At 61.1% G+C, this 25,529-nt stretch carries 26 protein-coding genes; 24 read left to right on the top strand and 2 right to left on the bottom strand.

The features are described from left to right. Positions 1–2: 2 nt before the first annotated feature. The 12 genes from MJA45_RS20735 (at position 3) to fni (ending at position 13,664) form a co-directional block, all read left to right on the top strand. Entirely contained in the window at positions 3–1,472 is a 1,470-nt protein-coding gene (locus MJA45_RS20735; protein ID WP_315603802.1) for an aldehyde dehydrogenase family protein, read from the top strand. A 22-nt stretch (positions 1,473–1,494) separates the two neighbouring features. Next, positions 1,495–2,625 carry a glycosyltransferase family 2 protein gene (locus MJA45_RS20730; RefSeq protein ID WP_315603801.1) on the top strand — a complete coding sequence of 377 codons (1,131 nt, stop codon included), beginning with the start codon at positions 1,495–1,497 and terminating at the stop codon, positions 2,623–2,625. Further along, positions 2,622–3,167: a glycosyl-4,4'-diaponeurosporenoate acyltransferase CrtO family protein gene (locus MJA45_RS20725; RefSeq protein ID WP_315603800.1), complete on the top strand. Its 546-nt coding sequence runs from the start codon at positions 2,622–2,624 to the stop codon at positions 3,165–3,167. The genes MJA45_RS20730 and MJA45_RS20725 overlap by 4 nt, the downstream gene beginning before the upstream one ends. Further along, positions 3,113–4,000, top strand: coding sequence for a MerR family transcriptional regulator (locus tag MJA45_RS20720; protein ID WP_315603799.1), 888 nt, complete (start codon positions 3,113–3,115; stop codon positions 3,998–4,000). Before MJA45_RS20725 ends, MJA45_RS20720 begins: the two co-directional genes overlap by 55 nt. A gap of 167 nt (positions 4,001–4,167) precedes the next feature. Next, positions 4,168–5,724, top strand: coding sequence for a phytoene desaturase family protein (locus tag MJA45_RS20715; protein WP_315603798.1), 1,557 nt, complete (start codon positions 4,168–4,170; stop codon positions 5,722–5,724). Continuing rightward, positions 5,715–7,205: a phytoene desaturase family protein gene (locus MJA45_RS20710; RefSeq protein WP_315603797.1), complete on the top strand. Its 1,491-nt coding sequence runs from the start codon at positions 5,715–5,717 to the stop codon at positions 7,203–7,205. Before MJA45_RS20715 ends, MJA45_RS20710 begins: the two co-directional genes overlap by 10 nt. Then, positions 7,166–8,038, top strand: coding sequence for a phytoene/squalene synthase family protein (locus MJA45_RS20705; RefSeq protein WP_315603796.1), 873 nt, complete (start codon positions 7,166–7,168; stop codon positions 8,036–8,038). The genes MJA45_RS20710 and MJA45_RS20705 overlap by 40 nt, the downstream gene beginning before the upstream one ends. Before the next feature lie 89 nt (positions 8,039–8,127). Next, entirely contained in the window at positions 8,128–8,973 is an 846-nt protein-coding gene (locus tag MJA45_RS20700) for a carotenoid biosynthesis protein (protein WP_315603795.1), read from the top strand. Beyond that, complete coding sequence (locus MJA45_RS20695; protein ID WP_315603794.1) at positions 8,970–9,713, top strand: lysophospholipid acyltransferase family protein; 744 nt, start codon at positions 8,970–8,972, stop codon at positions 9,711–9,713. Before MJA45_RS20700 ends, MJA45_RS20695 begins: the two co-directional genes overlap by 4 nt. Then, entirely contained in the window at positions 9,710–10,891 is a 1,182-nt protein-coding gene (locus MJA45_RS20690; protein WP_315603793.1) for a glycosyltransferase family 2 protein, read from the top strand. Before MJA45_RS20695 ends, MJA45_RS20690 begins: the two co-directional genes overlap by 4 nt. Further along, complete coding sequence (locus MJA45_RS20685; protein ID WP_315603792.1) at positions 10,888–12,468, top strand: phytoene desaturase family protein; 1,581 nt, start codon at positions 10,888–10,890, stop codon at positions 12,466–12,468. Before MJA45_RS20690 ends, MJA45_RS20685 begins: the two co-directional genes overlap by 4 nt. 173 nt (positions 12,469–12,641) lie before the next feature. Then, the gene (gene fni / locus MJA45_RS20680; protein WP_315603791.1) at positions 12,642–13,664 is read left to right on the top strand and encodes a type 2 isopentenyl-diphosphate Delta-isomerase; all 1,023 of its coding nucleotides are present in this window, start codon (positions 12,642–12,644) and stop codon (positions 13,662–13,664) included. 321 nt (positions 13,665–13,985) lie between these two features. On the opposite strand, the gene MJA45_RS20675 is transcribed toward fni, so the two are convergent. Continuing rightward, entirely contained in the window at positions 13,986–14,813 is an 828-nt protein-coding gene (locus tag MJA45_RS20675; RefSeq protein WP_315603790.1) for an AraC family transcriptional regulator, read from the bottom strand. 118 nt (positions 14,814–14,931) lie between these two features. On the opposite strand from MJA45_RS20675, the gene MJA45_RS20670 reads away from it, so the two are divergent. The 11 genes from MJA45_RS20670 to MJA45_RS20620 all read left to right on the top strand — a co-directional run bounded on the left by MJA45_RS20670 (position 14,932) and on the right by MJA45_RS20620 (position 24,393). Then, positions 14,932–16,296 (top strand): sulfatase family protein, encoded by a 1,365-nt coding sequence (locus tag MJA45_RS20670; RefSeq protein ID WP_315603789.1) that lies wholly within the window; start codon positions 14,932–14,934, stop codon positions 16,294–16,296. A 343-nt stretch (positions 16,297–16,639) separates the two neighbouring features. Next, positions 16,640–18,193 carry a GGDEF domain-containing protein gene (locus MJA45_RS20665; RefSeq protein WP_315603788.1) on the top strand — a complete coding sequence of 518 codons (1,554 nt, stop codon included), beginning with the start codon at positions 16,640–16,642 and terminating at the stop codon, positions 18,191–18,193. Between the two features lie 26 nt (positions 18,194–18,219). Then, positions 18,220–19,299: a lactonase family protein gene (locus MJA45_RS20660; protein ID WP_315603787.1), complete on the top strand. Its 1,080-nt coding sequence runs from the start codon at positions 18,220–18,222 to the stop codon at positions 19,297–19,299. Between the two features lie 250 nt (positions 19,300–19,549). Next, entirely contained in the window at positions 19,550–19,774 is a 225-nt protein-coding gene (locus tag MJA45_RS20655) for a spore germination protein (RefSeq protein WP_315603786.1), read from the top strand. Next, the gene (locus MJA45_RS20650) at positions 19,771–19,986 is read left to right on the top strand and encodes a spore germination protein GerPB (protein ID WP_315603785.1); all 216 of its coding nucleotides are present in this window, start codon (positions 19,771–19,773) and stop codon (positions 19,984–19,986) included. Before MJA45_RS20655 ends, MJA45_RS20650 begins: the two co-directional genes overlap by 4 nt. Positions 19,987–20,109: 123 nt before the next feature. Continuing rightward, positions 20,110–20,748 (top strand): spore germination protein GerPC, encoded by a 639-nt coding sequence (gene gerPC / locus MJA45_RS20645; RefSeq protein ID WP_315603784.1) that lies wholly within the window; start codon positions 20,110–20,112, stop codon positions 20,746–20,748. Continuing rightward, on the top strand, positions 20,726–20,911 hold the full coding sequence (locus MJA45_RS20640; RefSeq protein ID WP_315603783.1) for a spore gernimation protein GerPD: 186 nt from the start codon (positions 20,726–20,728) through the stop codon (positions 20,909–20,911). The genes gerPC and MJA45_RS20640 overlap by 23 nt, the downstream gene beginning before the upstream one ends. Continuing rightward, positions 20,912–21,310, top strand: coding sequence for a spore germination protein GerPE (locus tag MJA45_RS20635; RefSeq protein WP_315603782.1), 399 nt, complete (start codon positions 20,912–20,914; stop codon positions 21,308–21,310). It abuts the gene before it with no gap. A 622-nt stretch (positions 21,311–21,932) separates the two neighbouring features. Further along, a complete protein-coding gene (locus tag MJA45_RS20630; RefSeq protein ID WP_315603781.1) occupies positions 21,933–22,589 on the top strand; it encodes a chromate transporter in 657 nt (218 codons plus the stop codon). 20 nt (positions 22,590–22,609) lie between these two features. Continuing rightward, entirely contained in the window at positions 22,610–23,149 is a 540-nt protein-coding gene (locus MJA45_RS20625; protein WP_315603780.1) for a chromate transporter, read from the top strand. Positions 23,150–23,208: 59 nt separating this feature from the next. Then, a complete protein-coding gene (locus MJA45_RS20620; RefSeq protein WP_407083062.1) occupies positions 23,209–24,393 on the top strand; it encodes an ROK family protein in 1,185 nt (394 codons plus the stop codon). A gap of 196 nt (positions 24,394–24,589) precedes the next feature. Here the strand turns inward: MJA45_RS20620 and MJA45_RS20615 are convergent, their stop codons facing one another. Further along, the gene (locus MJA45_RS20615) at positions 24,590–24,787 is read right to left on the bottom strand and encodes a hypothetical protein (protein WP_315603779.1); all 198 of its coding nucleotides are present in this window, start codon (positions 24,785–24,787) and stop codon (positions 24,590–24,592) included. Positions 24,788–24,930: 143 nt separating this feature from the next. Here MJA45_RS20615 and MJA45_RS20610 point away from each other — a divergent pair, with 143 nt between their 5' ends. Then, the gene (locus tag MJA45_RS20610) at positions 24,931–25,401 is read left to right on the top strand and encodes a MerR family transcriptional regulator (protein WP_315603778.1); all 471 of its coding nucleotides are present in this window, start codon (positions 24,931–24,933) and stop codon (positions 25,399–25,401) included. Positions 25,402–25,529 lie beyond the last annotated feature (128 nt).

Here is a 25,529-nt window from a genome sequence, read left to right as displayed (position 1 = left end):
GCATGACCTTCCCCGCTTTTTATCAACCTGAACAGCCGGAAAGTAACCCTGCCGGGCCGGATCATCCGGAAAAAGCGCCGTACGTGCGGATGATGGAAGCGGCCCGAAACGCCCAGCCGGACTGGAGGAGGCTGTCCTTCCCGGAACGGGCGGCCTACGTGCGCCGGCTCCGCAAGCTCCTCATCCGTGATAAGGAGGAGTGGATCGGCCTGCTGGGCGAGGAGGGGGCCAAGACTCCGATGGACGCCCTCTTCACCGATCTGGTTACGGCGGCTCAAGGGTTGAAGCATTACGAGAAGAAAGCCGCCCGGATGCTGCGGCCCCGCCGTTACCGCAGGCTTGGCTTTCTGTCCGAGCGGGCCCGGGTGCTCCAGGAGCCGGTCGGCACCGTGCTCCTGGTGGCGCCGTGGAATTTCCCGCTTCAGCTGGCGCTTGTCCCGGCCGCGGCCGCCTTAATGGCGGGCTGCACGGTTCTGCTGAAGCCGTCGGAACGGCTTCCCCGGCTGAACGCCAAGCTCCGGGAACTGCTGGCTGAGACAGGATTCCCAGCCGGGGTCGTTCAGCTTGCAGAGGGCGCGAGGGAGGCCGTGGAAGGACTGATCGACGCCGGCCCGGACAAGGTGCTCTTCACCGGAGGGACCGAGGCGGGAAGAAGCGTCTATCGGCGGGCGGCGGGCCGGCTGATCCCCTGCGAGCTGGAGCTCGGCGGCAAGGACGCCATGATCGTCTGCGGGGATGCCCATGTGAAGCGGGCGGCACAGGCCGCGGTATGGGGAGCTTTCCTGCACGCGGGCCAAGCTTGCCTGAGCGTCGAACGGGTGCTCGTCCACGAGAGCGTCTTCGCCGAATTCACGGAGGAAGCCGTCCGGCTGACGAATTCGCTCCGTTATGGAGACCGGGGGTGGCGGGACGTCGGCCCCTTGGCCACCCGGGACGGTTGGGAGAAGGCGATGGCCCAGCTGGACGAAGCCGTCCGCCTCGGGGCGGTGGTTCAGACGAAAGGCTGGGAGGAAGGAGTCGATTCGCCCTTGTTCCCGCCGACGGTCCTGACAGGCGTGACTCCCGGAATGAAGATCATGCAGGAGGAGACGTTTGCTCCCGTGCTTCCGGTTATGACCTTCCGGGAGGAGAGGGAGGCGGTGCGTCTTGCCAATGCCGTCCCCTACGGCCTCTCGGCCAGCGTCTTCACGAAGGACCGGAAGAGGGCCCTCCGGCTGGCCCGGGAGCTGGAGACGGGAAGCTGCAGCATCAACAACGTCATTGTGCCGGTCAGCGACGTCCGGCTTCCCTTCGGGGGGATGAAAGGAAGCGGATTCGGTCGCATCCGCGGGCGGGAAGGGCTGCTTGCCTTCTGCCGGACGAAAACGATTACCCGGGAGCGCGGCTTGGCCAAGAGTGCCGTCAATTGGTTTCCTTACCGGGAAACCGCATTCCCCTATATGAAAGCCTGGTTGAGCCGATGGTACGGATAACTCGCCGAAAGGAGGGCGTCTAATGGAGTGGTCATGGGGAGTGGCAGCAGCCGGCTGGCTGTGCGGCTGGGTTCTTCTTGCCCGGCAGCCGGTGATGGAGGAGGCCCGGTCGGCGGAGGGACCGGCTGGCGAGCGGGAAGGGGCCGCTGCGGCCCGCGTGACGGTTATCATTCCGGCGCGCAATGAAGAAGGCAGGATCGGGGAGCTGCTCGCTTCCCTTGCTTCTCAAACCGATCCTCCGTATGAGGTTCTCGTTGCGGATGATGATTCGGAAGACCGGACGGCGGACATTTCCACGGCGGCGGGCGCCCGGGTGATTCGCAGCGGTCCGCTTCCGGACGGATGGCTCGGCAAAAGCTGGGGCTGCTGGAACGGAGCGCGGGCGGCGAAGGGAGACTTGCTTCTCTTCCTGGACGCGGACACGACCCTAGCCTCCGGCGGGCTGGCGAAGCTTACGGCCCGGCACCGGCGGCTCGGCGGAGTGTTGACCGTGCAGCCGTACCACTGCATGAAGAGGCCGGACGAGCGGTTGTCCGCCTTCTTCAATCTGGTGGTGGCGGCTTCGGTTCTCGCCCCGTTCGGCTGCGGTAAGGCAGGGGGCTTCGGCCCGGTTCTCTTCTGCCGCCGGGACGATTATTTCCGCGCAGGCGGCCATTCCTCCGTTATCGGCCGGGTGCTGGAGAATTACGCTCTGGCGGGTGTGTTCCGGCGGATGGGGATCCCGGTCGCCTCTATTCTGGGGGAAGGCGCGGTATCCTTCCGCATGTATCCGGAGGGCTGGAGGGAGCTGACCGCCGGATGGGGCAAGAGCTTCGCCACGGGTGCAGCTTCGGCCCGGCCTGTTGTGCTGGCCGCCGTCGTGCTGTGGCTGTCGGGAGCGGCAACGGCGGCAGCGGCGCTGCCGGCGGCTGCAGGACAACCGGCCGGCCTTCGGGCAGCGGCGCTGGCGGTCTACCTGCTATATGCCATCCAGGTGCAGCCGGCGCTCAAACGGGCCGGTCAATTCGGCTGGGGGACAGCCCTCTTCTATCCCGTTTCCCTTTTTGTCTTCTTCGCCGTGTTTGCCCGCTCCGCCGTCCAGACCTTTCTTGGCGGCCGGGTGAGCTGGAAGGGCCGCTCCGTCAGCACGCGGAGGAAGGGGGCGGGCTCATGAGAGTGCTGGAGCTCCCCGCCCTGGGGACCCTCCTGCTGGATATCGCGGCATGGCTCGCCATCCAGCTGGCAGCGGCCTACGGCTGCTTGAAGGCCCCTGACCGCTGGTTCCGGGAAACGCGGTGGCTCCGGCCCTGGGGGCTGGAGCGCGGCGGCCGCCTGTATGAGCGCGGCCTGGCCATCAAGCGGTGGAAAGGCTGGCTGCCGGACGGAGGTTCCTGGTTCAAAGGAGGGTTCTCCAAGAAGAAGCTTCGCTCGGCCGACAGCGCCTACCTGAGCCGTTTTCTTCTCGAAACGCGGAGGGCCGAGGTGACGCATTGGCTTGCGATGGCGCCGGCTCCTCTTTTTTTTCTATGGAACGACCGGGCTTCGGGGTGGATCCTGATGGGCTATGCGCTCGCCGCCAATCTTCCCTGCATCTGGGTTCAGCGGTACAACCGGATCCGCCTAGGCAGAATCAGCAGCAAAACGGAAAGAGAGGGAAGCAGGTGTATACGATCCGACAAGCATCATCCCTTACCGGCATCACGCCGGTCACGATAAGAGCGTGGGAGCAGCGGTACGGGGTGGTTCAGCCGGTCCGGAGTCCGGCGGGCTACCGGCTTTTTACGAATAAGGACATAGAGGATCTGCTCTGGCTCAAGCGCTGTCTGGAGGAGGAAGGAATCTCCATCTCCCAGGCCGCCCGCCTTCTCCAGCAGCAGCGCAAACAACAACGGCTCGCCGAGCCCCCGGCGGAAGCCGGGAAGGACGAGGCCTTGGACGACCTATCCGAACGTCTCTATTCGGCCCTGCTGGAGTTCCAGACGGAAAGAGCCCGTTCCCTTACCGAGCTCGCTTTTACCATGCTGGGGTTTGAGAAGACGCTGTACCGGCTGCTCGTTCCTCTTCTGATCCGGGTAGGGGACGATTGGGAGGTAGGAAAAGCGACTGTGGCCCAGGAGCATTTCATCACCCAGTTCATTACCCAGAAATGCCTGAGCTTCTTCCCGGTCTTCCCGGTCGATCCGGCCATGCCTTCCGTGCTCGCCCTGTGTCCGTCCGGAGAGCAGCATCAGGTGGGACTGCTTCTGTTCGCACTCTATTTGCGGCAGAAGGGCTGCGAGGTCATCTACCTCGGTCCCGATACGCCGGCGGACGGATTGGAGGCCATGCTCGTGGAGAGAAAGGCGGATTACGTCTGCCTGTCCCTCACCAATCCCCAGTTTCTCCCGGGAGCCCTAAGGCTTGTCAACTCTCTTGTGGACCTTTTTCCCCATCTGAAAATCATTTTGGGCGGCGAGGGATTCGCCGGGGCTCCCGACAGGTACCGGAAGTGGATTCTGCCGGGGGATGCCGAGGGCTGGAACCGATGGGCTGCCGAGGAACTCGGGTAGCCCGTCCGTTCAGGCGAAAGGACCGCCCCCCTCGAAAGGGCTATTCTTCGCAAAAGCCTTTACAACTTTGTATAATGTGTGTAGACTTATTTGTATAATGTTTGTTGAACTTAGGGATGCAGGAAGGTCCGGACTTACCGGAATACGATCTCAAGGAGGGAACGAGAATGACCGAACAGCGCGCAGCTGTCGTCGGTGCGGGGCCCGGAGGCTTGGCGGCAGGGATGCTTCTTGCCTCCCAAGGCTACGAAGTGACCGTCTATGAGAAGCAGCCCTTTGTGGGAGGCCGCACCTCCCGCGTTCAGCTGGGGGACTACCGGTTCGACTGCGGCCCCACTTTTCTGATGATGCCTTACCTGCTGGAGGAACTGTTTGCCTCCGCCGGCCGTTCGGTTCACGATTATGTCAAGCTGGTGGAGCTCGACACCCTGTACCGGCTTCGCTTTGGGGAAATGGATTTCGAGCCGGTTCGGGAGCCGGACCGGATGGTAGAACGGATCGAAGCGCTGTTCCCGGGGAACGGGAAAGGCTATCTCCGCTTCATGAAAGAAGAGGAGGAAAAGTTCAGGCGGGTGGGTCCCCTGCTTCAGCGGCCTTTTGCCCGGCTGACGGATTATTTGACCTCTCCCGTGTTTGCCGCACTTTCCCGTCTGCACGCCCTGGATACGGTGCATGGAAGGCTGTCGCGCTATTTTACGGACGAGAGGCTGAAGCTGGCCTTCACCTTCCAGGCCAAATATTTGGGGATGTCCCCTTGGGCCTGCCCGGGAACGTTTACCATCCTCTCCTATCTAGAGCACGCCTACGGTCTTTATCATCCGATCGGGGGGGTTAACCGGATCTGCGAGGCGATGGCCGAAGTCATTAAGGAATATGGGGGCCGTGTCCTGACTTCGTCACCCGTCGAACGGGTGCTGCTGGAGAAGGGCAGAGCCGTCGGCCTGCGGCTTGCCGGGGGAGAAGAGGTTCAGGCTTCCCACGTGATCCTGAATGCCGATTTCGGTACGGCCATGACGTCGCTTTTTGAGCCCGGGCAACTGAAACGATACACCCCCCGGAAGCTTGAGGCCAAAAAATACTCCTGCTCCACCTACATGCTCTACCTGGGCGTAAACCGGCGAGTCGAGCTTCCCCATCACACCATTATGTTCGCGGAGGACTACCGGGCTAACGTCCGGGACATTACGGAAACGCTGGTCCTCTCGGAGGACGCCTCCGTGTACGTCTGCAACCCGGGGGTTACCGATCCGACGCTGGCACCGGAAGGCAAGTCCGCTCTTTACGTGCTCATGCCCGTTCCGAATCTGTCCGGAGGCATCGATTGGGAGAAGGAGAAGACGCTTGTGAGGGACGCCATCATCCGCCGCCTGGAAAGGGAGCCGGAGCTCGCCGGCTTGTCCGCCTGTATCGAGGAGGAGAGGATCACGACCCCGCTCGATTGGCAGGACGATTACGGGGTCTACCGGGGCGCCACCTTCAATCTGGCGCATTCGCTAGACCAGATGATGCACCTTCGTCCGCACAACCGGTTTCAGGAGGCGGCCAACTGCTGGCTGGTCGGCGGGGGAACCCACCCGGGAAGCGGGCTGCCGACGATTATCGAATCGGCTCGGATCAGCACCCGGCTGCTTATGGAGCAGGATGCCCGAGCGGGAGTCTCCCCGTTCGCTCCGAAGAGCAACGTCCGTCAGGTCCCGGCGAAGGAGGCTGTGTTATGGAAGTAGGGATCATTGGGGGCGGGGTAGGCGGCATGCTGACGGCTCTCCTGCTTGCCCGCCGCGGGGCCCGGGTTACGCTCTATGAAGGAGCCGGTCAGCTTGGCGGCCGGCTGGCGTTCCAGGAAGGAAACGGGTTCCGGATTGACCGCGGTCCTACCATTGTGCTGCTGCCGGAAATGCTTGCCGGGCTTCTGGAGGAAGCCGGGATCGACCGGTCCCGTATGCCGCTGCTCGAGTGCGACCCGCTCTACGATATTCATTATGCGGATGGCCGGGTGTTCACCAAATGGCGGGGAACGGACCGCCAGGCAGCCGAGATCGAGAGGCTGTTTCCCGGAGAAAGCGCAGGGTTCCGCCGGTATATGGAGGACATGGCCCCGGCTTTCTCCGAGGGAAGGGAGGCGGTGCTGGAGCGTCCCTTCCTCCGCCGGTCCGAATTCTTTACGCCGCGCATCCTGCGCCTTCTTCTCCGGCTGAAGGCGTACCGGAGCGTGAAGGGGCTCGCATCCCGTTATTTCCGCAGCGAAGAGCTGCAGGACGCTTTCTCGCTGCAGTCGCTGTACATAGGAGGGGCGCCTTTCCAATCTCCGTCGCTTTACACGCTCCTGCCTTACGCCGAGCATGCCTTCGGGGTGTGGTATTGGAAAGGAGGCTATGCGGCCCTCTCCGCCCTTCTCGCCGATGAGCTGGAGAAGCAGGGCGTCACGGTGCGCTTAACTACACGAATCCGGGAAATCCTCCGCGAAGGGAAACGCTGCACGGGGGTTAAGCTCCACGACGGCCGGACAGCGGAGCATGAGGCGATCGTTTATAACGGTGATTTTCCTCATCTCCCTACGCTTCTTCCCGGCTTCGAGGCTCCTCGCCGCAAGTTCACCCCTTCCGGCGGGAACGTTCTCGTTTATCTCGGGGTCAACAAGCGTTGGCCGCAGGCCAAGGCCCACCAGTTCTTCCTTCCGAAGTCCCTCACGGCCGGCCTGAAGCAAAGCTTCCTGGAACGCCTTCTGCCCGATGATCCGTCCTTCTATGTATTCAATCCGGTGGCGGTGGACAGCGGGGCGGCTGCCGAAACGGACAGCGTGCTATATCTTCTGTCGCCGGTGCCGTCCACAGGCACCGTGAACTGGGAGAAGGAGAAAGAAGCTTATGTCGACCGCCTGCTGACCGAGGCGGAACGGAGGGGCTTTCCCGGGTTAAAAGAGGCGATCCGCTGGATTGACGTCCGGACGCCGGACGACGCCGAACGGGACGGCCTGTTTCAGGGAGGAAGCTTCGGGATTGCCCCCACGCTGCTCCAATCCGGCGCCTTCCGTCCGCAGTTCGTGCCTTATCCCTCGCTCGCCAATCTGTACGCAGTCGGAGCCTCCATTCATCCGGGGGGAGGAGTTCCCATCGTGATGCAGGGGGCCCGCCTGCTGGCCCACCATATGACAAAGGAGATGGCGTTATGGAAATCGGAACCTGCCTGGCAGCCTGCGAAGCCATGATCCGCAAAGGATCGGCAACCTTTTACAACGCTTTTCGTTCCCTCCCGAGTCCCCGCCGGGAAGCGGTGTACGTCATCTATGCCTTCTGCCGGCTGATCGACGACGCGGTGGATGAGCCGGAAAGCTCTCCCTTTACCCTGGAGGAGCTGGAGGGCAAGTTTATCCGGCTGGATACGGCCGAAGGGCACTTCATTTGGCCGTCGCTTCGTTGGCTGTTTGCCAGGTTTCCTTTGACCCCAACCCCTTTCCTCCGGCAAATGGAAGGACAGCGGAGGGATCTCGTTCTGACCCGGTACGACACGATGGAGCAGCTGGAGGAATACTGCTACCTTGTGGCCGGAACGGTCGGGGAGATGCTTCTTCCCGTCCTGCACGGGCATCCGGACGAGCGCATTGTGGAATCGGGCATCTCGCTTGGCAAAGCAATGCAGATCGTCAATATCGTCCGGGACGTAGGCGAGGACCGGGGTCGGGGCAGGAGGTATCTTCCCCTCGACCTGCTTGCGCGTCATGGCTGCCCGCCGGAAGATATCGAGAATGGTGTGGTTACGCCGGCCTTCATCTCCGCGGTTCGCGAGCTCGATGGCTTGGCCCGCCGCTGGTTTGCAGCCGGGCTTCGGGACTTGGAGGCTTATCCGCCGGAGAGCGCTTTCTCGGTTGAGCTTGCGGCACTCTTCTACCAGGCGATCCTGGATGAGGTCGAAGGAAACGGGTATGAGGTGTTTCGCAAGCGGGCCTACGTCGGCAGCCTCCGCAAGCTCGCCATCTACCGGGAGGTGAGCAGCCGCCGGAGCGAAAGGGCGTCCGCCGAAGCAGCGGCGGTGCCCGGATGAGGCGGGAGGCAGGGCCGTGGGGACCGGCCGGCCGGAGCCTGCGGACACAAGAGACTAGGCTCGGCGTTGAAGATACGCGGCGGAGCGCGGTGGCAGCCGTGTCCAGGGCCCCTGGCCCTGCGGCCGGAAGGCCGGAGTCTGGCGGGCAGCGGGGCGGTGGGGAACCGGCCGGCAAAGCGTCCTTTCCCCCGGGCTTTACGAAAGCGGGGCTTGCGGCAAGGGTGATCCGGCCGGTTTTCTGGTTCTGGTATGCGGCCGGGCTGCTCCTGATGCTTTTCTACAAGGTGCCGGAGGCGCTTGGCTTCTCGAACGGGCTGTTCCTGCTGTTCTTTGCCTCCTATGCGGTCTTTCTGGAAACGAGAACGGGGAGAGGGATCCCGGGGATCGTCTTCCGCACAACGCTCGTGGCCGCGGTTACCTTCGGCGTGGAAGCCATGGGGGTGGCGACCGGGTTCCCGTTCGGATCGTATGCCTACACGGATGTTCTCGGCATAGCCGCGGGGGGTGTCCCGCTCGCCATAGCCTGCGCCTGGATCGGCGTGATGGTGACGATGCTGCTGCTCGCCGAAGACGGGCCGCGCTGGGTTCGCGCCCTGCAGGTGGGGGGAGGTCTGCTTCTCTTTGATCTGGTGCTCGATCCGGTCGCCTACGCCAGAGGCTTCTGGGTATGGGAAGGGACGGGTGTATATGCGGGCATTCCCTGGACGAATTTTGCCTCGTGGTTCCTGATTGCGGCCCTGCTCTCCTTCGTCTATCCGCGGAGGACCGTACCGGCTCCTGTCCGCCGGGAGGCAGGCCTGCTATATGGCCTGATGCTCGTTATGTTCGCCCTTCTCGGGATAAAGGAAGGGATGCTGCTTCCGGCGGGATTCGCCGCCGTGGGCCTGCTGCTGGTGTATGGGAGGGTCCAGAGGAAGGAGGGGAGCGCCCGATGATCGAAGCCGCCAAAAGCCTCTGGTTCGAGCGTCTGTTTGACCGCTACAACCGGCATTATTTGCTGCCCCGACACTTTCATTCCGTAAGTCTGTCGGGGGATCCGGACACCGGCTCTCGAGGCCCCCTTGTCTATATGGCCAACCACTGCTCCTGGTGGGATGGCCTTCTTGTCCATTATGCCGTTCGCCGGGCCTCGAGGGGGGATCACTACGTCATGATGGAGGAGAAGCAGCTAGAGCGCTATCCCTTCTTCCGCAAAATCGGCGCCTTCTCCATTAACCGAACGAGCCCCCGCTCCATCCGCGACTCTCTCCGGTATGCGGAAACCCGGATTAGGCACGGGGGAAGCATCTGGCTCTTCCCGCAGGGAGAGATCCGGCACCTCGAGGAGAGGCCGCTTGCGTTCCAGGGAGGGATCGGCAGCCTGCTCGAAAGGGTGCCGGAGGCGGCGGCCGTCCCGGTTACCCTGTACTATTCGCTCGCCGGCCATCAGAAGGCGGACGCTTCCCTCCTCTTCGGAACGCCCGTGAAGGAGGATTGGCGCCGGCTCGGCAGAAGGGCGGCAGCGGAGGAGCTGCGCCGCCTGCTCCAAAGCCAGCTCGACGGCCACCGGGAGCTGGCCCTGCGGGCCGTTGCCGCGGAAGACGGGGGCATGCCCTGCGGCTTCCGTCCCCTCATGAAGCCCGGTGTCTCGACCAGCGACGCCTTCGATTCCTTCAAGAAGAGGGTGGGCCTATGACAGCCCTGCTCTGGATAACCGCCGGCCTGCTGGCCGCCCAGCTGCTGTTCGTCTGGTGGAACCTGACGCAGCTTCCGAGCCTTGGAAACGGCCAGTGCTCCTCCGACGGGGAGAGGCCGGACACGGCTGAAGGAGGCTACTCGGCGGGAAAAGGTTCGCCGAGGGATGCTCCCTTCCTGTCGGTGCTGATCCCGGCCCGGAATGAAGAGGGCAATATCGGGGACTGCCTCCGGTCCGTGCTCTCGCAGAGCGGCGTCCCTCTGGAGGTGCTCGTGCTGGACGACGGCTCGACCGACGGCACGGCGGAAGCGGTCCGGGAGGCGGCGAAGGGCGATCCGCGCCTGCGGCTGCTGCATGGGCTGCCGAAGCCGGACGGCTGGGTCGGGAAATGCTTCGCCTGCCACCAGCTTTCGCTCGAGGCGAAGGGAGACTGGTGGCTCTTCCTGGACGCGGACGCCAGGCTGAGACCGGGCGCACTGGAGCGGGCAATGGGGACAGCCGAGGGTCAGGGAAGCGGCCTCATTACCGGCTTCCCCCGCCAGGAGGTCGGCTCCTGGCTGGAAAGGCTGGTGGTGCCGCTCATGATCTTCACGGTGGCGTGCCACCTCCCCGTCCGCTTGGTGCGCACGTCCCCCGATCCCCGCTTCACCGCCGCCCACGGAGCGTTCCTCCTCATCGAAGCGGAGAGCTACCGGGCGGCAGGTGGCCATACCGCCTGCCGGAATGAGCTCGTCGATGACATGAGCCTCGCGCGCGCAGTCAAGCGGGCGGGGCGGCCGGTTCTGCTTGCCGACGTTACCGGTGAGGTCTCCATGCGCATGTACCAGGATGCGCAGGGCGTATGGAACGGCTACAAGAAGAATATTTACGCCGGCGTAGGCCGGAGCCGTCTTCTGTTGGCGGGAATTCTTCTCCTGTACGGAGGGATGTACCTCTTTCCTCCGGCTGCGGCTCTCTTTGCCTGGGCAAGCGGAGGAGACGGGCTTGTTCCCGCCCTGATCGGCTGGGGGCTCGGGACGGCCGTCAAGCTTTCGGTCGACTTGCGGAACGGACAGCCGTTCTGGCTTTCCTTCCTGCTTCCGGCCAGCATCGTCTGCCTGACCGGTATTGCGCTTGCTTCCTGGAAGGCCGGAGCGGGAGGCCAAGGGTACGTATGGAAAGGGAGGCGGTATTCATGAAGAAGGTCATCGTCATCGGCGCCGGACTCGGCGGGCTGTCGTGTGCGATCCGGCTCGCCCACGCGGGGTACCGGGTCACGGTAGTGGAGGCGCAGGAGACGGCTGGCGGCAAGCTCCAGCGGGTCCGGATGGGAGAGTATTCGTTCGACCGGGGCCCGAGCACGATCACCATGCCGCATCTCTTTGAACGGGTGTTCACCTCGGTCGGCCGAAGAATGGAGGATTATTTGACCCTCCGCCGGCTGGAGCCTGCCGCCCGCAATATCTTTCCGGACGGCAGCCGGGTGGACCTGACGGAGGACCGGGAGGCCATGCAGGAGCAGATCGCCCGCTACAGCCCCGAGGATGCGCTACGCTACCCGGCCTTCATGAAGGAGGCGGAGGCTTTGTACCGGGAGGCGGAAAAGCATTTTCTGAGCCGGATGCTTCTGACCTGGAAGGATAAGCTGAGTCCCCGCCTGGCGGCCGGTTTCCTGAGAATCCGGCCGCTCACGACGCTGCAGGAGAGATTAGAGAAACACTTCCGTCATCCCTACACGCTCGGCTTGTTTGGCCGGTACGCGACATACGTAGGGTCGTCCCCCTACCGCGCACCGGCCATCTTCGCGATGCTGGCCCATGTGGAGGCCTCTCTCGGCATCTACGCTGTACAAGGCGGAACGTATGCGATTCCGGAAGCGTTCGTCAGGCTGGCCCGGGAGCTTGGCGTGGACATCCGAACCGGGGGTAAGGTCAAGCTGATTCTTGTCCGCGGTGGAAGGGCAGCCGGCGTGGAGCTGCAGGAGAGGACGGAGCCGCAGGGGGGACCCGGCGAATCGGCGGATGCAGGGTACGGCGCCCGGACGACGCCGCAAGGAGAGCGGCTCGAGGCCGATCTCGTCGTGGCGAACGGGGATGTGCTGACCGTCTGCCGCGAGCTCTTGGACGAAGAGGACCGGCCGGCCATGCCCGACAAGCGGATCGACCGCTACGAGCCCTCCTTGTCCGGCTTTGTTATACTGGCCGGAGTACGGAACCGGTATGAGGAGCTGCTTCATCATACGGTTTTCTTCCCGGAAGACTACGGCTCGGAATTCGGCGAGATTTTTGACAGCCGGACGGCTCCCCAAAGCCCCGCCATCTACTTGTGCCACAGTGGACATAGCGAGCCGGGACTCGCCCCGGAAGGAGGGAGCAATCTTTTTATTCTCGTGAACGCTCCCTATACCTCGAAAGCCTGGGATTGGGAGGAGCACGGGGAACGGTACCGCGATTTCATCCTCCGCCGGCTTGCGGAGTACGGGTTGAAAGGGATCGACCGGCCGGACGTGTCTGCCGTCTACACCCCCGAGCAGCTGAAGCGCGACACCGGTGCCTACCGCGGGGCGATCTATGGCATCTCCTCGAATTCCGCCCGCCAAACGTTCTTCCGGCCCACCAACCGGGCGGCGAATATTCCCGGTCTCTGGTTCACCGGAGGCACCACGCATCCCGGCGGCGGAACGCCCATGGTGACCCTGTCCGGGCAGCTGGTGGCCGAGCGCATTTTGGAGGAAGACAGGGGGCGGGCTGCGGCCTTTCGTCAAGCGCGGTTGTGAAGGCAGGGGAAAACGCGCTATACTAATACCGCTATTAAAGTGGACGGCGGCATAAGTGCGCTTATCCGGTAACGAGGGTCCGCCATCCTAGAGTTAGGGAAGCGCGAGACACAGACTTTCTTGCCAACCAAGGGGACGGATAAGGAGCTAGAACACAACGGGAGGTTACAGCAGTGGGGACGGAGCGACGCAAGAACGAGCACATCGGCATCTGCCTGAACGAGACGGTGGAAGGAACGGGGATTACGACAGGGCTGGAGGAGTACCGGTTTCTTCACAACGCCCTTCCTGAGCTGGACTTCGCCGCGGTTTCCCTCGAAGCGGAGTTCCTCGGTCGGAAGCTAAAAGCCCCGCTGCTCGTCAGCTCCATGACCGGCGGCACGACAGAGGGCGGAGCGATCAACCGGAGGCTTGCCGAGGCAGCCGAGCGGCATGGCTGGGCGATGGGGCTCGGCTCCGTACGGGCGGCGATCGAGAATCCGGCCGCAGCGGAGACGTTCCGGGTGCGTGATGCCGCGCCGTCGATTCCGCTGCTCGCGAACCTTGGCGCGGTTCAGCTGAATTACGGCGTATCGGTGGAGGACTGCCGCCGCGTGATCGAACGGGTGGACGCCGACGGCCTGATTCTCCACCTGAACAGCCTTCAGGAGGTGTTTCAGCCGGAAGGCGACGTCAACTTTGCGGGGCTGCTGCCGAAGATCGAACGGCTGGCCCGGGAGCTCAGCGTGCCGGTCGGCGTGAAGGAGGTCGGCTGGGGCATCGACGGCGGCACCGCCCGGCGGCTGTTCGACGCCGGGGTGAGCTTCGTCGACGTCGCGGGAGCTGGCGGCACTTCGTGGAGCCAGGTGGAGAAGCACCGCTCCCGCGACGACGTCCTCCGGGCGGCGGCCGATGCCTTCGCCGGCTGGGGCACGCCGACGGCCGAATGCCTGCGCCGCGTGTGCGAGGCCGCGCCGGACGGCACCGTCGTCGCGAGCGGCGGGCTCGCCACCGGCGTCGACGCCGCCAAGGCGCTGGCGCTGGGCGCCAGCCTGGCCGGCTTCGGCCGGTCGCTGCTTGCGCCCGCGGTCGACTCCGCCGAACGGCTCGATGCGTTGTTCGCGCGCATCACGCTCGAGCTGCGGGCAGCGATGTTCGGCATCGGCGCCCGGGACGTGACGGCGCTTCGAGCGACAGACCGGCTCGTGCGCATTTAGTGCCTTAGCCGCAAATGAAGTTCTGCTTTCTTATTCATTTTCGTGCGCTTAGAGAGGGTCTTCTCACCAAGAAAGTTACCGGCTAAGGCACTAGTGCCTTAGCCGGTAGTGTCGATCCGCTTCCTAAGGCAGCGGGCGAACGGAAAAGGCCGGACCTCTGACCGGCTCTCCTTGGTGTTTTGGTTTCCTCCTGCTAAGCTGGACTTCGTCTCCTCCTCCATACCGCAACCTTCAGCCCCTTCCCCCGGAAGGGCTTTTTTGCATTTCTTCCGTTTTGGGATTGAAAGGTGTGGTATGTTGGCGGATAATGAAGGGAGTTGACTAGTCCTCCAGCCGCTGCTGCCGGTATTCGGTCGGGGAGAAGCCGGAATGCCCGCGAAAGGCGCGGGAGAAATAATGAAGCTGAAGGCCCACTTCCTCGGCAATCTCCGAAATGCTTTTGTCAGTCGTGACGAGGAGGGTTTTGGCCTTTTCCATCCGCCGTTTGGTGATGTAGAGGATGGGCGGGGAGCCCAGCATCGTTTTGAAGAAGCGGATGAAATAATTCGGATGAAAATGCACGAGCTTGGCCAGCTCCTCGACGGTTACGCTTTCGGCCAGGTGGCTATCGATGTACTGCAGCACCCGGTTGATCTTCTCCATGGAGGAGCCGCCGGTTCGGATGGTGTCGACGGATGTATGCTCGATATAGAGGCAGATGATGTCCAGCAGGACGGCTTTGCTTCGGAGGGCCGAGGTAAACTCCCCGCTTTCGGTCAGGTCCATCAGCCGGCGGAAGCATCCCTCCAGATAAGCCTCGTCCCGGACGTCGATGACGGAAGGCAGAACGAGTAGATCGAACAGGCTCACATCGCCGATCTCGGCCGTAAAATGGCACCAGTATTTCAGGTAGGTGTCGGCAGGCTCCGTTCCGTACGAATAAACGGTACCCGCCGGAATGAGGACCAACTGGCCCGGGACCGGGCAATAGACCTTTCCGCCGATTTCGATTCGTCCCCTGCCTTGCCGGATGAAGTAAAACCGGTTGTAAGGGGATATGTTGTTCGTGTCCTTCCAGCTCTCGGATACTTTGGTATGGGCCACCACCTCCAGATTGACCTGGGTGTTGGACAAGTAGCTGTGAATAAATGCTTGGTTGGATTCCTTCATGGTTCACCTCGGAGTCAGGGGTAGCAGGGCCGCAGAAATGGCCTGTTTCCATTATAAAAGGGTCAAGCCCTCATGAGAACGCAAGAATGAGAGGCGCGGCCGAAAGGAGTAGAAGAGCATGCCGGATTCGGTTCCCCCAATCCCGGACGGCGCTAAGAACGTCATCTGGATCTTCGGCGATCAGCACCGGGCCCAGGCCATGAGCTGCAACGGAGATCCCAACGTCTCCACCCCCCATATGGACATTCTAGCCGCAACCGGTGTTCATTTCACCTCCGCCGTAGCGGGCTTCCCGCTATGCTGCCCTTACAGGGGCTCGCTGCTGACAAGCAAATACCCTCACGAGGCCGTCCCCGGGCACCAGAAGCAGCTGCCGCCGGATATGCCGACCGTCGCCCATGTCTTCAACGATCATGGATATGATACCGCTTATTTCGGCAAATGGCATCTCGACGGCTTCCAGGAGGACAAGGGCAGAGCCGCCATGCACATCGTGCCGCCGGAACGCCGGGGAGGCTTCTCCCGCTGGGTCGGGTACGAGAACAATAACAGTCCCTGGGACTGCTGGGTTCATGGAGGCGAAGGGGAGGAGGCCTTTCATTACCGGCTGCCCGGCTTCGAAACCGACGCCCTGACGGACCTGCTGATCGATTATGTACGGGAAATAGGGGGCGCACGCCGGGAAGGGCGAAGCCAGCCGTTCTTCGCCGTGCTGTCGGTGCAGCCGCCCCATGACCCTTATGCGGGCCCTGAGCCGTTCATGGGGCGCCGCCGTCCCGCGGAGATCCGGCTCCGGCCGAACGTCCCGGCCGTGGAGAGAGTGACCGCGAGAGCCCGAAGAGAGCTGGCGGGCTACTACGCCATGATCGAGAATCTGGACTGGAACCTGGGCCGCCTGCGGGAGGCGCTGGAGAGCGCGGGACTTGCCCGCGATACCCACCTGGTCTTCTTCAGCGATCACGGGGATATGCACGGGTCCCACGGGCAGATCCGCAAAACGACCGCCTACGAAGAAGCGATCCGGGTGCCTTTTATCATGAGCGGGGCCCAGCCTTATTACGATGAATACCGCAACGGCTTCTTTCCCGTGCCTTTGAATCACGTCGATATTGCCCCGACGACCTTGGGGCTGTGCGGAATCGAACCGCCCGCTTGGATGGACGGGACGGATTATTCCCATTACCGGCTCGCGACGCGTCCGAAGAAGGAGGAACCCGATTCCGCCTATTTGCAGTGCGTCGTTCCGACGGGGCACCATAACAGCGTAGACCGGGCTTGGCGCGGAATCGTTACCCGTGACGGATGGAAGTACGTTTGCTTTGAGGAAGTGCCGTGGCTCTTGTTCAACCTCAACGAAGACCCGTTCGAGCAGGTCAACCTGGCCCATAACCCGCTTTACCGGGAGGAACGGCGGAGGCTTGGCCTTAAGCTGCAGGAATGGATCGACCGGACGGCGGATTCCTTCCGCCTGCCGCTGCCCTAGGGCACTCCGGATACAGTAACCATATTGGCGGATAAACCGGTCCATCCGCAGCAGGATCCTAAGAGGCGGGCGACTTTCCATTGCGGCCAAGGCACGGGGAGTCCCCCAATAAGTAACCCCTTTTAAACCCGCTTCGTGCTCCTGGCTCCAGGAAAACGGCGGGTTTTCTTACGGGGATGGGAGAAAAGCTAACGTTAGTAGGCCATAAGTCATGGAATAGGGTAAAGTAGAACGGCAAAATCCAAAAACCGGGTTCCTAATCACCCGGGCTTGGGTTATAATATTTGTAAAAGTTTGTCTAATTTTGGCGATTTCTTAAGCGTAATCCGGGAAGGGGATCCATTTGCTTCGCGATTTTATTATCAATATCAGTCTCCTCATCTCCTGCTTCGTTATTTTGGGCGAAGTCTTCAAAAGCCGGCCCTTGTCCCCGCATTTATCGTGGCCCCTTCGGGCGGGCTGGGCCGTCGGATACGGAATCGTGGGGATTATCCTCATGCAGTTCTCCCTTCATTTGAAGTTCGGCGTTATTGCCGATCTGCGCCATCTGGCCATTGTCATTCCCGCCGTCTACGGAGGCATGGGGGCCGCTCTGGCAGCGGCGGGAATCATGGCGGCCGCCCGCCTGGTCATGTTCGGCGTGACCCCCACTTCAATTTATGCCGCGGCAGGTATCCTTCTGATCGGGCTGATCTGCGGCCTCCTGTTTCGCCTCAGGCTTGGGTTTGCGCTCAAAGCCTTTCTCATGAACGTGTTCAGTCTGGCTGCGATTATTGTGTTGTTCTATCTGCACCTTGAGGAGCGGGAGCTTCTCTGCCTGGTGCTTTCCTACCATATTCCCATTTCGCTCCTTGGCGGGGCCGTCGCCTTCTATGTCACCCACTTTATCCGGTACAGCAATGAAGCCCGCCGGCGTGTGGCGGAGAACGAAGGGAAATTCCGCCAGCTTACCGAGAGGTATGAATCGGTTGTCAACAATGTCCAGGAGATTATCTTCCAGACCGACTGGAAAGGGCGCTGGACCTTTCTTAACCCGGCGTGGGAGCACCTGACCGGCTACCCGGTGAAAGAGAGCCTCGGTACTCCGTTCACCCGGTACCTGCATCCCGACGATCTGGCGGGCAAGGAAGAGCGTTATTCGGCGGTCACTTCGGAATGGAAGGAGTCTCTGCATCTCATCACCCGGTACGAAACACGGGAGAAGGAAACCCGCTGGATGGAGATCAGGGCCAAGGTTCTAAAGGATGAGAACGGCCTCGTGACCGGGACCTCCGGCACCATGAATGACATTACCGTCCGAAAGGAAGCGGAGGATGCCCTTCAGGAGGCGAACCGCAAGCTGCAGGTGCTCTCCTCCATGGACGGTCTGACCAACATTGCGAACCGGCGGTTCTTTAACGAAAGACTGGAGCACGAGTGCCGGGTGGCGGGGGGCAGCGGCCCGGCACCCGCCCTTATTATCTTCGATATTGACTGCTTCAAGGCTTACAACGACAACTATGGGCACCTGGCCGGCGACGATTGCCTGAAGCTCGTCGCATCAACTGCAGAATCCCTTCTGCGGGACCGGGAGGCGGTTGTGGCCCGCTACGGCGGAGAGGAATTCGCCGTCATCCTGACCGGCCCGGATGCCGGAAGGGCGTTGGAATGGGCCGAACGGATTCGCTGCGGAATCGAGCAACTGGCGATCCGCCACGAGCACTCCCAGGCAGCGCCCTGGGTGACGATTAGCGCGGGGGTGGCCGCCACTGTCGGCAATCCATACCCCAATGAATTGATTGATGCCGCCGACCGGGCTCTGTACCGCTCCAAGCATGCGGGACGCAACCGCTGCTCCGCCGCGGAAGCGGTCGTCGGGCGCCGCCAAATTGACAGGCCCCGGAAGGTACCGTCATAATCGAAGGAACAAGGAGGCGGTTGTTCTTGAAGACGAATCCAAACAAGGAAAGCTTGCTGTTTGTCGGAACCTATGCGCAGAAAGAATCGGAAGGCATTTATGTATGCACGTTGGACGGGGATTCCGGTGAAATCCGGACGAAAGGCTCCGTTTCCGGGATCGAGAACCCTTCGTTCCTGACAGTGGACAGCGAGAAGGCTGTCCTGTACGCCGTCAGCGAGGCTTCTTTCTTCGGAGAGATCCCGGGCGGATCGGTGAGCTCCTATTCCTTCTCTCCTGATGACGGCGGCCTCATAGGGCTTCAAAGCGTTCCCGCCCACGGTGAGGCGACCTGCTATGTCAGCTTGGATCCCCCTCGGCGATGGCTCCTCGTTTCCAATTATTCCGGGGGGAGCGTCTCCGTTCACCCGCTGGATGAGAACGGGGCGGCAGGCGAGAGCGCGGACCTCGTCCGGCATGAGGGTTCTTCCGTGAACAAGGACCGCCAGGGGGAGCCTCATCCGCATTCCATCCTGACGAGCCCCTCCGGGGAGTATGCGTTCGTCCCGGACCTCGGAACGGACAAGGTGGAAATCTACAAGCTGGACGGGTCATCCGGGAAGCTCACGCCGCATGGAAGCGCCGCGCTGGCCCCGGGCGCCGGTCCGCGCCATATGGCTTTTCATCCGACGGGCCGATGGGCGTATGTCATCAATGAACTGGATTCCACGATCACGGCTTTCCGGTATGACGCCGGGGAAGGCAGGCTCGAGGAGGTCGGAACGGTCTCCACGCTCCCGGACGGATTCAGGGGAACGAGCTATGCGGCGGATCTCCATGTTCATCCTTCGGGACGCTTTCTGTACGGCTCCAACCGGGGGCATGACAGCATTGCCGTCTTTCGGATAGACGGGGAAACGGGAAGGCCGGAGCCGCTCGGGCATACCCCGACCGGCGGGAAGACGCCGCGCAACTTCGCTTTGTCCCCCGAGGGGCACCTGCTGCTAGCCGCTAATCAGGATTCCGATACGGTCGTCTCCTTCCATTTGGACGGGGAGACGGGGCTTCTTAAGGAGACCGGCTACACGGTCCGTATTCCTAAGCCGGTTTGCCTTGTGTTTCAGTGAGGTAAGCTTCCGGCCATAAGGTTTCTCTTACGCCGCTCAGAGAGTCTGGGCGGTATTTTTGTGTGCTGGTGGCGGAAGGGAAGGGGGGCTGCGGCTTTTTGGCTTTCGGGAAGCTGGCGTCACCCCTCTCTTCGATGCTTGATCAGGGCTCGGAACAGTCCTGACACGGCCGGGCCGGTCGGATGCCTTGAGAACCATTGGGCGATTGCCACATATACTGTAGCAACTACGGGATAAAGGATGTCTGTTTATGCCCTCCATTGTAGGCAACATCAAAATATTGACGGTCGGTCCCAGCTCCATCGTGCATATCGGGGATTCGCTCGTACTGAACCCGGTCAGCTCCTCCAAAACCTATGCCGGTTCAGGATCATTCAATACTGGTGATTTGCCGGTAACCAACAACGGAGTCAACAACACCAACACCTATGACCCCGATGGCGTTGACGGGTCCGTCGGAGGAGGAGTGGTATGAACCTCACCGTTCACCAAAGCATCGTCATCCACACCTTGAAGGTAGACACCATCACCAACTCCTCCGTGCTGCAGATCGGAACGGCGGGAACGGTACGGGCGCTTTCCAATCTTTATAACACCGGGGGGTTCACGGGCCCGGCTCCGGTGCCGGGCCAGCCCCCCAAGCTTCCGCCCATCGTGGTCCCCCTTCCTTCTCCCCGCAAATGGTGACATGAACGGATGGAGCCCAGGCATAAGATGTAGAAGCCGTTATCCGTGCCGCTGGCCAGGCCCGGTCCCGGCTTACCGGCATCAGCCGGCAGGCCGCAGACTAAGACGGCGGGGAGGCGGGCTATGGACTTTTACGGTATGCTTTGTCAAATCAAGGGTCATCTGGAGTGGCAGAGCCGAAAGCTGCTGGAAGTGGAGGCGAGGCTGGTCAAGCTGGAATCCTCCGTGGCTTCCCTGCAGGATAAGCCGCAGACCCGGATCGATAAAATTGATTATCATTTTGACCAGCTGAAGGTGGAACGCTTGGACGGTACCCTGAATATCGGCATCACGCCCGGTAAGGACGGGGCTGATTCGATAGAGGAATTTGCGGTAAACCAAAGGAAGCCGGTACAGGCGGAGGGGCAGCCGGCGGAAGCCGGTGCCCCTTCGGAGGAGCTCGTCCGGGAGGCGGGAAATGTGGTGGAGGGCTACTTGCGCCGGGAGCTTCCCGGGGTCATCCGCGCTTTGGAGGAGTGCCACCGGCTTCCGCTCGGCGAGAGGTACCGGGAATGGATGGTGGAGGACCTGCGCAAGCAGCTTAAGCCCCGGGTAGAGCATTACGCCCGCGGAATCGGGAAAGCGGAAGACGGGGAAGGCGCCTCTCCTGCCGAACGGATAGCCGATCAGGTGAAGCAGGATATCGAGGCGGCGCTGCAAAGCCATTTTGAACGTTTGCTCGAACAGGGAGGAGAACGGAATGAATCTGACGGTTTACAATGACGAGGTGGCGGTGGGGTATATCCGGATCATTGCGGTAGCGAGCTCCTCGGTCTTTCTGCTCGGGGATACGGCGGAGGTTAACCTCTCGTCCTTTGCGGATACTCCCCCCGAATCGGTCCAGATCGGCCCGCTCGTTCCTCTTCCCCCCTCGAGAGAGCTATAAATGAGCCGGCCGGTTTTCCTAGGTTTCCTTAAAGTCCGGACCGTTCTCTTCTCGTCTACGGTGTTCGTAGGGGACAACCGGGCGGTGATTCCGCAGACGCTGGCAATTGCCGTGCTGAGGGAGATACCGGATTTCCTTGGCCGGGAAGGAGACTACCGGGATTACCCGATCTTCGGTCTTCCCGTGCTCCGTCTTGGGGCTGAGGAAACCGATGCGGTTCCCCGGCTTCCCTGCAACCAGTCCGCACCGATTAAAGTGGGGGTCGTTAACATTACGAGTATTTCCACGTCGGGCGTGGTTCAAGTCGGCTCGACCCGCGTGATTGACAGCGAGTACCGGGTCAAGCAGTTCCGCCAGCTTCTCCCCCTGCCGGAGCCGCAGGCGCCGACGACCTCCTGAACCTTGCCGACTTGCCGGCAAGGTTATTCGGCGTATGGGGATGGCGGTTTAACCTTCGGAGGAAGGGATATGGAAATCCTCCTTCGGAAATAGGAGAAAGTCTCACTCAACCATTTCCCTCCATCGGTGTTCTTCCCTACGGCCTGTTTCTTCCCGCCCTCCATTGGGGTAAGAAGAACTAAACATCCAAAGAACGGGAGGGAAGCCGTATGTGGGGAAGCCGTCAATTTACGATGGGGTTTGTCAACGGGCTGTTGTTCAGCCTGTGCGCGTGGATCCTTCTTGGATCGCTTTATCTTCTTCTTCGTTAGCCCGGTTGCGAATGCGCTTACATAGAATCCGCTTAACCCAGCCTCTCGGTTCTTCCCGATGGAAAGAACGGGGGCTTTTGTCGTTTAAAGAATAGACGGCAGGAAAGAAAGGGTGACGGACAAGCCCTTAATTCCTATGGTTTAACTGGGTTTATGTCATAAAGATAAGAAGTTGAAGATATCGCTCGCTGAACTCCCTTTACACCCGTCTATTTTATCGTTTTACCGTTAGTTGGGTAAAATGTTTATTCCAATTTGGAATTAAGTCAGGTATACTTAAGGGACAGTATCTTCTATGGAGTTGAACCGGTGTGAGTCCAAAAAAGGAATATGTAAGGCAGCTGGGGTCTATCTTCTGGTCCTTTTGCAAAATCTCCCCCGTTACCTTTGGCGGAGGCTACGCCATGATCCCGGTTATCGAGCGCGAGGTAGTCCAGAACCGGAAATGGATCACGTCCAAGGAGATGGCGGATGTGTTGTCCGTATCAGGTTCCGCCCCCGGCGGGATCGGAGTTAACGCGGCGGTGTTCGTCGGTTACCGGCTGGGGGGGATTCCGGGAGCCGCTTCCGCGGTAACGGGAATTACGGTGCCGACCTTTGCGATCGTGATTGCCCTGAGCTATATGTATGTAACGCTGAGCGGGATTCCTAAGGTTGCTGCCGCCTTTCAGGGCATCCAATGCGCCATTGTGGCGATGATTGCCCTGGCCGGCTACCGGATGGGCAAGCAGGCGCTGCGGGATAAAACGACCGTCGGGCTTTTTGTCTTGGCGATCGCGCTGCTCCTCTTTTCCAATCTGCATCCTATGTTCTTTATTGCAGGCGGCGCCCTGGCCGGCTGGGGAGCCGCCAGGCTGAAGGCGGCGAAGGGAAAACCGATTGACTTTGAGGAACAGTCATCGGGATACGTCGATGAATACGGCAATCATTATAAATATTCGGATTATTTTATAGGCGACGGCATCTAGAGATATAAGGGGGGAGTGCTATGCTGTGGGACCTGTTCTGGACATTCACCAAGGTGGGGGTAATCTCCTTCGGCGGAGGCTATGCCATGATCCCGGTCATCGAGCATGAGGTGCAGGCTCATCAATGGATGACCTCGCAGCAGTTCAGCCAGGCGGTATCCGCGGCGGGCATGGCTCCCGGGCCGATCGCGACGAACAGCGCCATTTTCGTAGGCTACCAAACGGCGGGGGTGGCGGGAGCCGCCGTTTCGGCGGCGGGCATTATTCTTCCTTCCTTTCTGCTGATCATCCTGGCGGCCGCCTTCTTCCGCAAGGTTTATAAGCACCGGACGACCAAATCGGTCTTCTATGGGCTCCGGCCGGTCGTAACCGGGCTTATTCTCTATGCGGCGGTTCATTTTGCCGTGCTTAACGGTTTGTTGGGAGGGAAGGTCGTGTCGATCCTCTGGTCGGTTGTCATCATGGGGGGCGCTCTTGTCGCCCTCGGCAAATACAAGGTGCATCCGCTTGTCGTGCTCCTCGTCTCGGGTCTGGCGGGCGCCGCGTTCTTTACCGTATAATGGCGTTATCCGATTAAAGCAGGGAATGGTGCACCTTGATGAAGGGAAAGGCTTGGTCATTGAGTGGTAAGGCCAAGGAAATCTATGACTGTATCCGTAAAAAAGGAACCGTCTCCAAGCAGGATCTCGTGGACGTGAGCCGGATTACCGGCAGCACGGTGACCCGCCTGCTCGAGGAGCTTCTTTCCCAGGAGCTCATCCGTGAAGTGGGCCTTGGGGATTCGACCGGCGGGCGGAAGCCGATTCTCTACCGCATCAATCCGCTTTATGCGTATGCCTTCGGGCTGGAGATTTCGCGCATCCACTGCCGTCTCGTGCTGTGCGATCTGCAGATGGACAAGCTCGAGTCCCGCAGCTGGAACATGACGGAAAGCATGACGCCGGAGGTGCTGACCGAGACGGTCGGCCGGGAAGCCGAAGACATGCTGGAGAAGCTCGGGCTGGCCTGGTCCTCCGTCCTCGGGCTCGGGATCGGCTCAGTCGGTCCGGTCGACCGCCAGCGGGGCATTATTCTCGAGCCGCTCTACTTCCCCGCCCCGGGCTGGAGGAATGTGGACATAGGCACGGCACTCTCCCGGCGCCTCGGGATTCCGGTGTGGCTCGACAACGGAGCCAATACGGCCCTGCTGGGGGAATTCTGGGCCGATTCCTTCCAGTCCTACCGCCATATGCTGTACCTTCATGCGGGGGTGGGCATCCGCTCCGCGATGATGTCGAACGGCCATCTGGTGTACGGGGCGGTGGACATGGAAGGGGCCGTCGGCCAAATGATTATCCAGACGGACGGCCTTCCGCACCGGGAGAAGCAGGGCAACTACGGCGCCCTGGAATCCTATGCCTCCCTGTATGCGATGGAGCGCAACATGCGTTCGGCTCTTAAGCAGGGCAGGGAGAGCACCGTCCGGTCCCGGGTGTCCGACCCGGAGGAGGTCAAGTACCCGGACCTGCTGCAAGGGCTGGCGGAGCGGGACCCGCTGACCGTCGAGCTGTTCACCCAGGCCGCCGTTCAATTCGGGATCGGCCTGTCCAATCTGCTCAATATTCTGCACCCGGAGAAGGTCATTCTGGGGGGGCCGCTTATCGCCGGCAACGATCTGTTCTTCCGGGTGGCGACCCAAACGGCCGTCCGCAAAACGTATTACTACCCCGAGTATCAGGTGATGTTCTCCAGAGGCAAGCTCGGGGACGACGCGCTGGCGGCCGGGGCCGCCGTGATGGTGCTGGAGCGTTTGCTGGAGGCATAGAACCGGCCGGGATCGGCGGTCGTCGCTAAGCGGCCGCACCTCAGCCGTCCTATGCTAGTGCCTTATCCGGCAACTTTGATGGCGGGTAAGCCTTCTCCGTATGCTGCGATCATCGGCAGGAAAGCGGAGCAGGACTCACGAATAAACCACAGCAAGAAGCGGCCTTCCTTTTGGGAAAGACCGCTTCTTTTGGCATCTAGTCTTCTTGCTCCTCATCCGCCAGGGGCAGCCGGAATTCGTCGACCTGCTGGCCGTCCTCCCAAATCTCCACGAACAGGGCCGAGGAGTTCTCATAATCCTCCGGCTTCATGGCGAGCACCTGGTCTTTATCCGTGCCGACGAATACATTTCGCGTTTCTTCGCCTTCGAGGGATACTACTACATAAATGGGCATACTGATTCCCCCCTCTGTTATTTTCGCTATCGTTATCTTACCCATAAATGACCCGGAGCGGCAACCGGAAGGAACAGAATTTACATCCTTAACGTTAACGTCAGATGTGATATAATAGCGAGTAAAAGAAAGGAGCGAGAACCGTGACTGCCACTTACACCGTCGAGGAAGTTTGCCAGCGTCTCGGGATAACCGAGAGCCAGCTTCATGAATATGAGGAAATGCACTTGATCCGGGATGTGCCCCTTCTCTCCGGTGACCAGCGGTTTTATGATGAGGAGACGGTAAACCGAATCGAGCATGCCATCAAAATGAAAGAGCTGCTCGGAAGCTCCCTTCCGGAAATTTTGAGCGTACTGGAGGCCGAGGAGGACCTGGAAAGACTGAAGGCTTCCTACCGGGAAAAGGCGACCGAGGAGGAGCGGAGAAGCGTCATCGCGGACGTAACCACGCTGCTTCAAAGCCAGGTTCACCGGATTGACGACCGGATCGACAAGCTGATCAAGCTAAGGGAGAACTTCGACCGCAAGCTTATGCGGATACGGGAGATGAATCTGCCTTCTGACCAGCCGCATTCTTCCGAAACAGCAGACGGGCAGGCGGAACAACGCTGACCATCACCGTAAAAGTTTCCCTTGACAAAAAAACTTTCGCCAGTACAATCTGAAATAGAATCCTTTTTACGGGGCTCGCATATAATTCCTTTCAAGAGCTTCTTTTTTTTGGATTAAAAGTTTCCCTC

It is taken from the genome of Paenibacillus aurantius, from assembly GCF_032268605.1.
Classification (GTDB): domain Bacteria; phylum Bacillota; class Bacilli; order Paenibacillales; family NBRC-103111; genus Paenibacillus_AO; species Paenibacillus_AO aurantius.
Note: the sequence above shows the minus strand (reverse complement) of the source record. Positions and strands in the feature narration are given on the sequence as shown.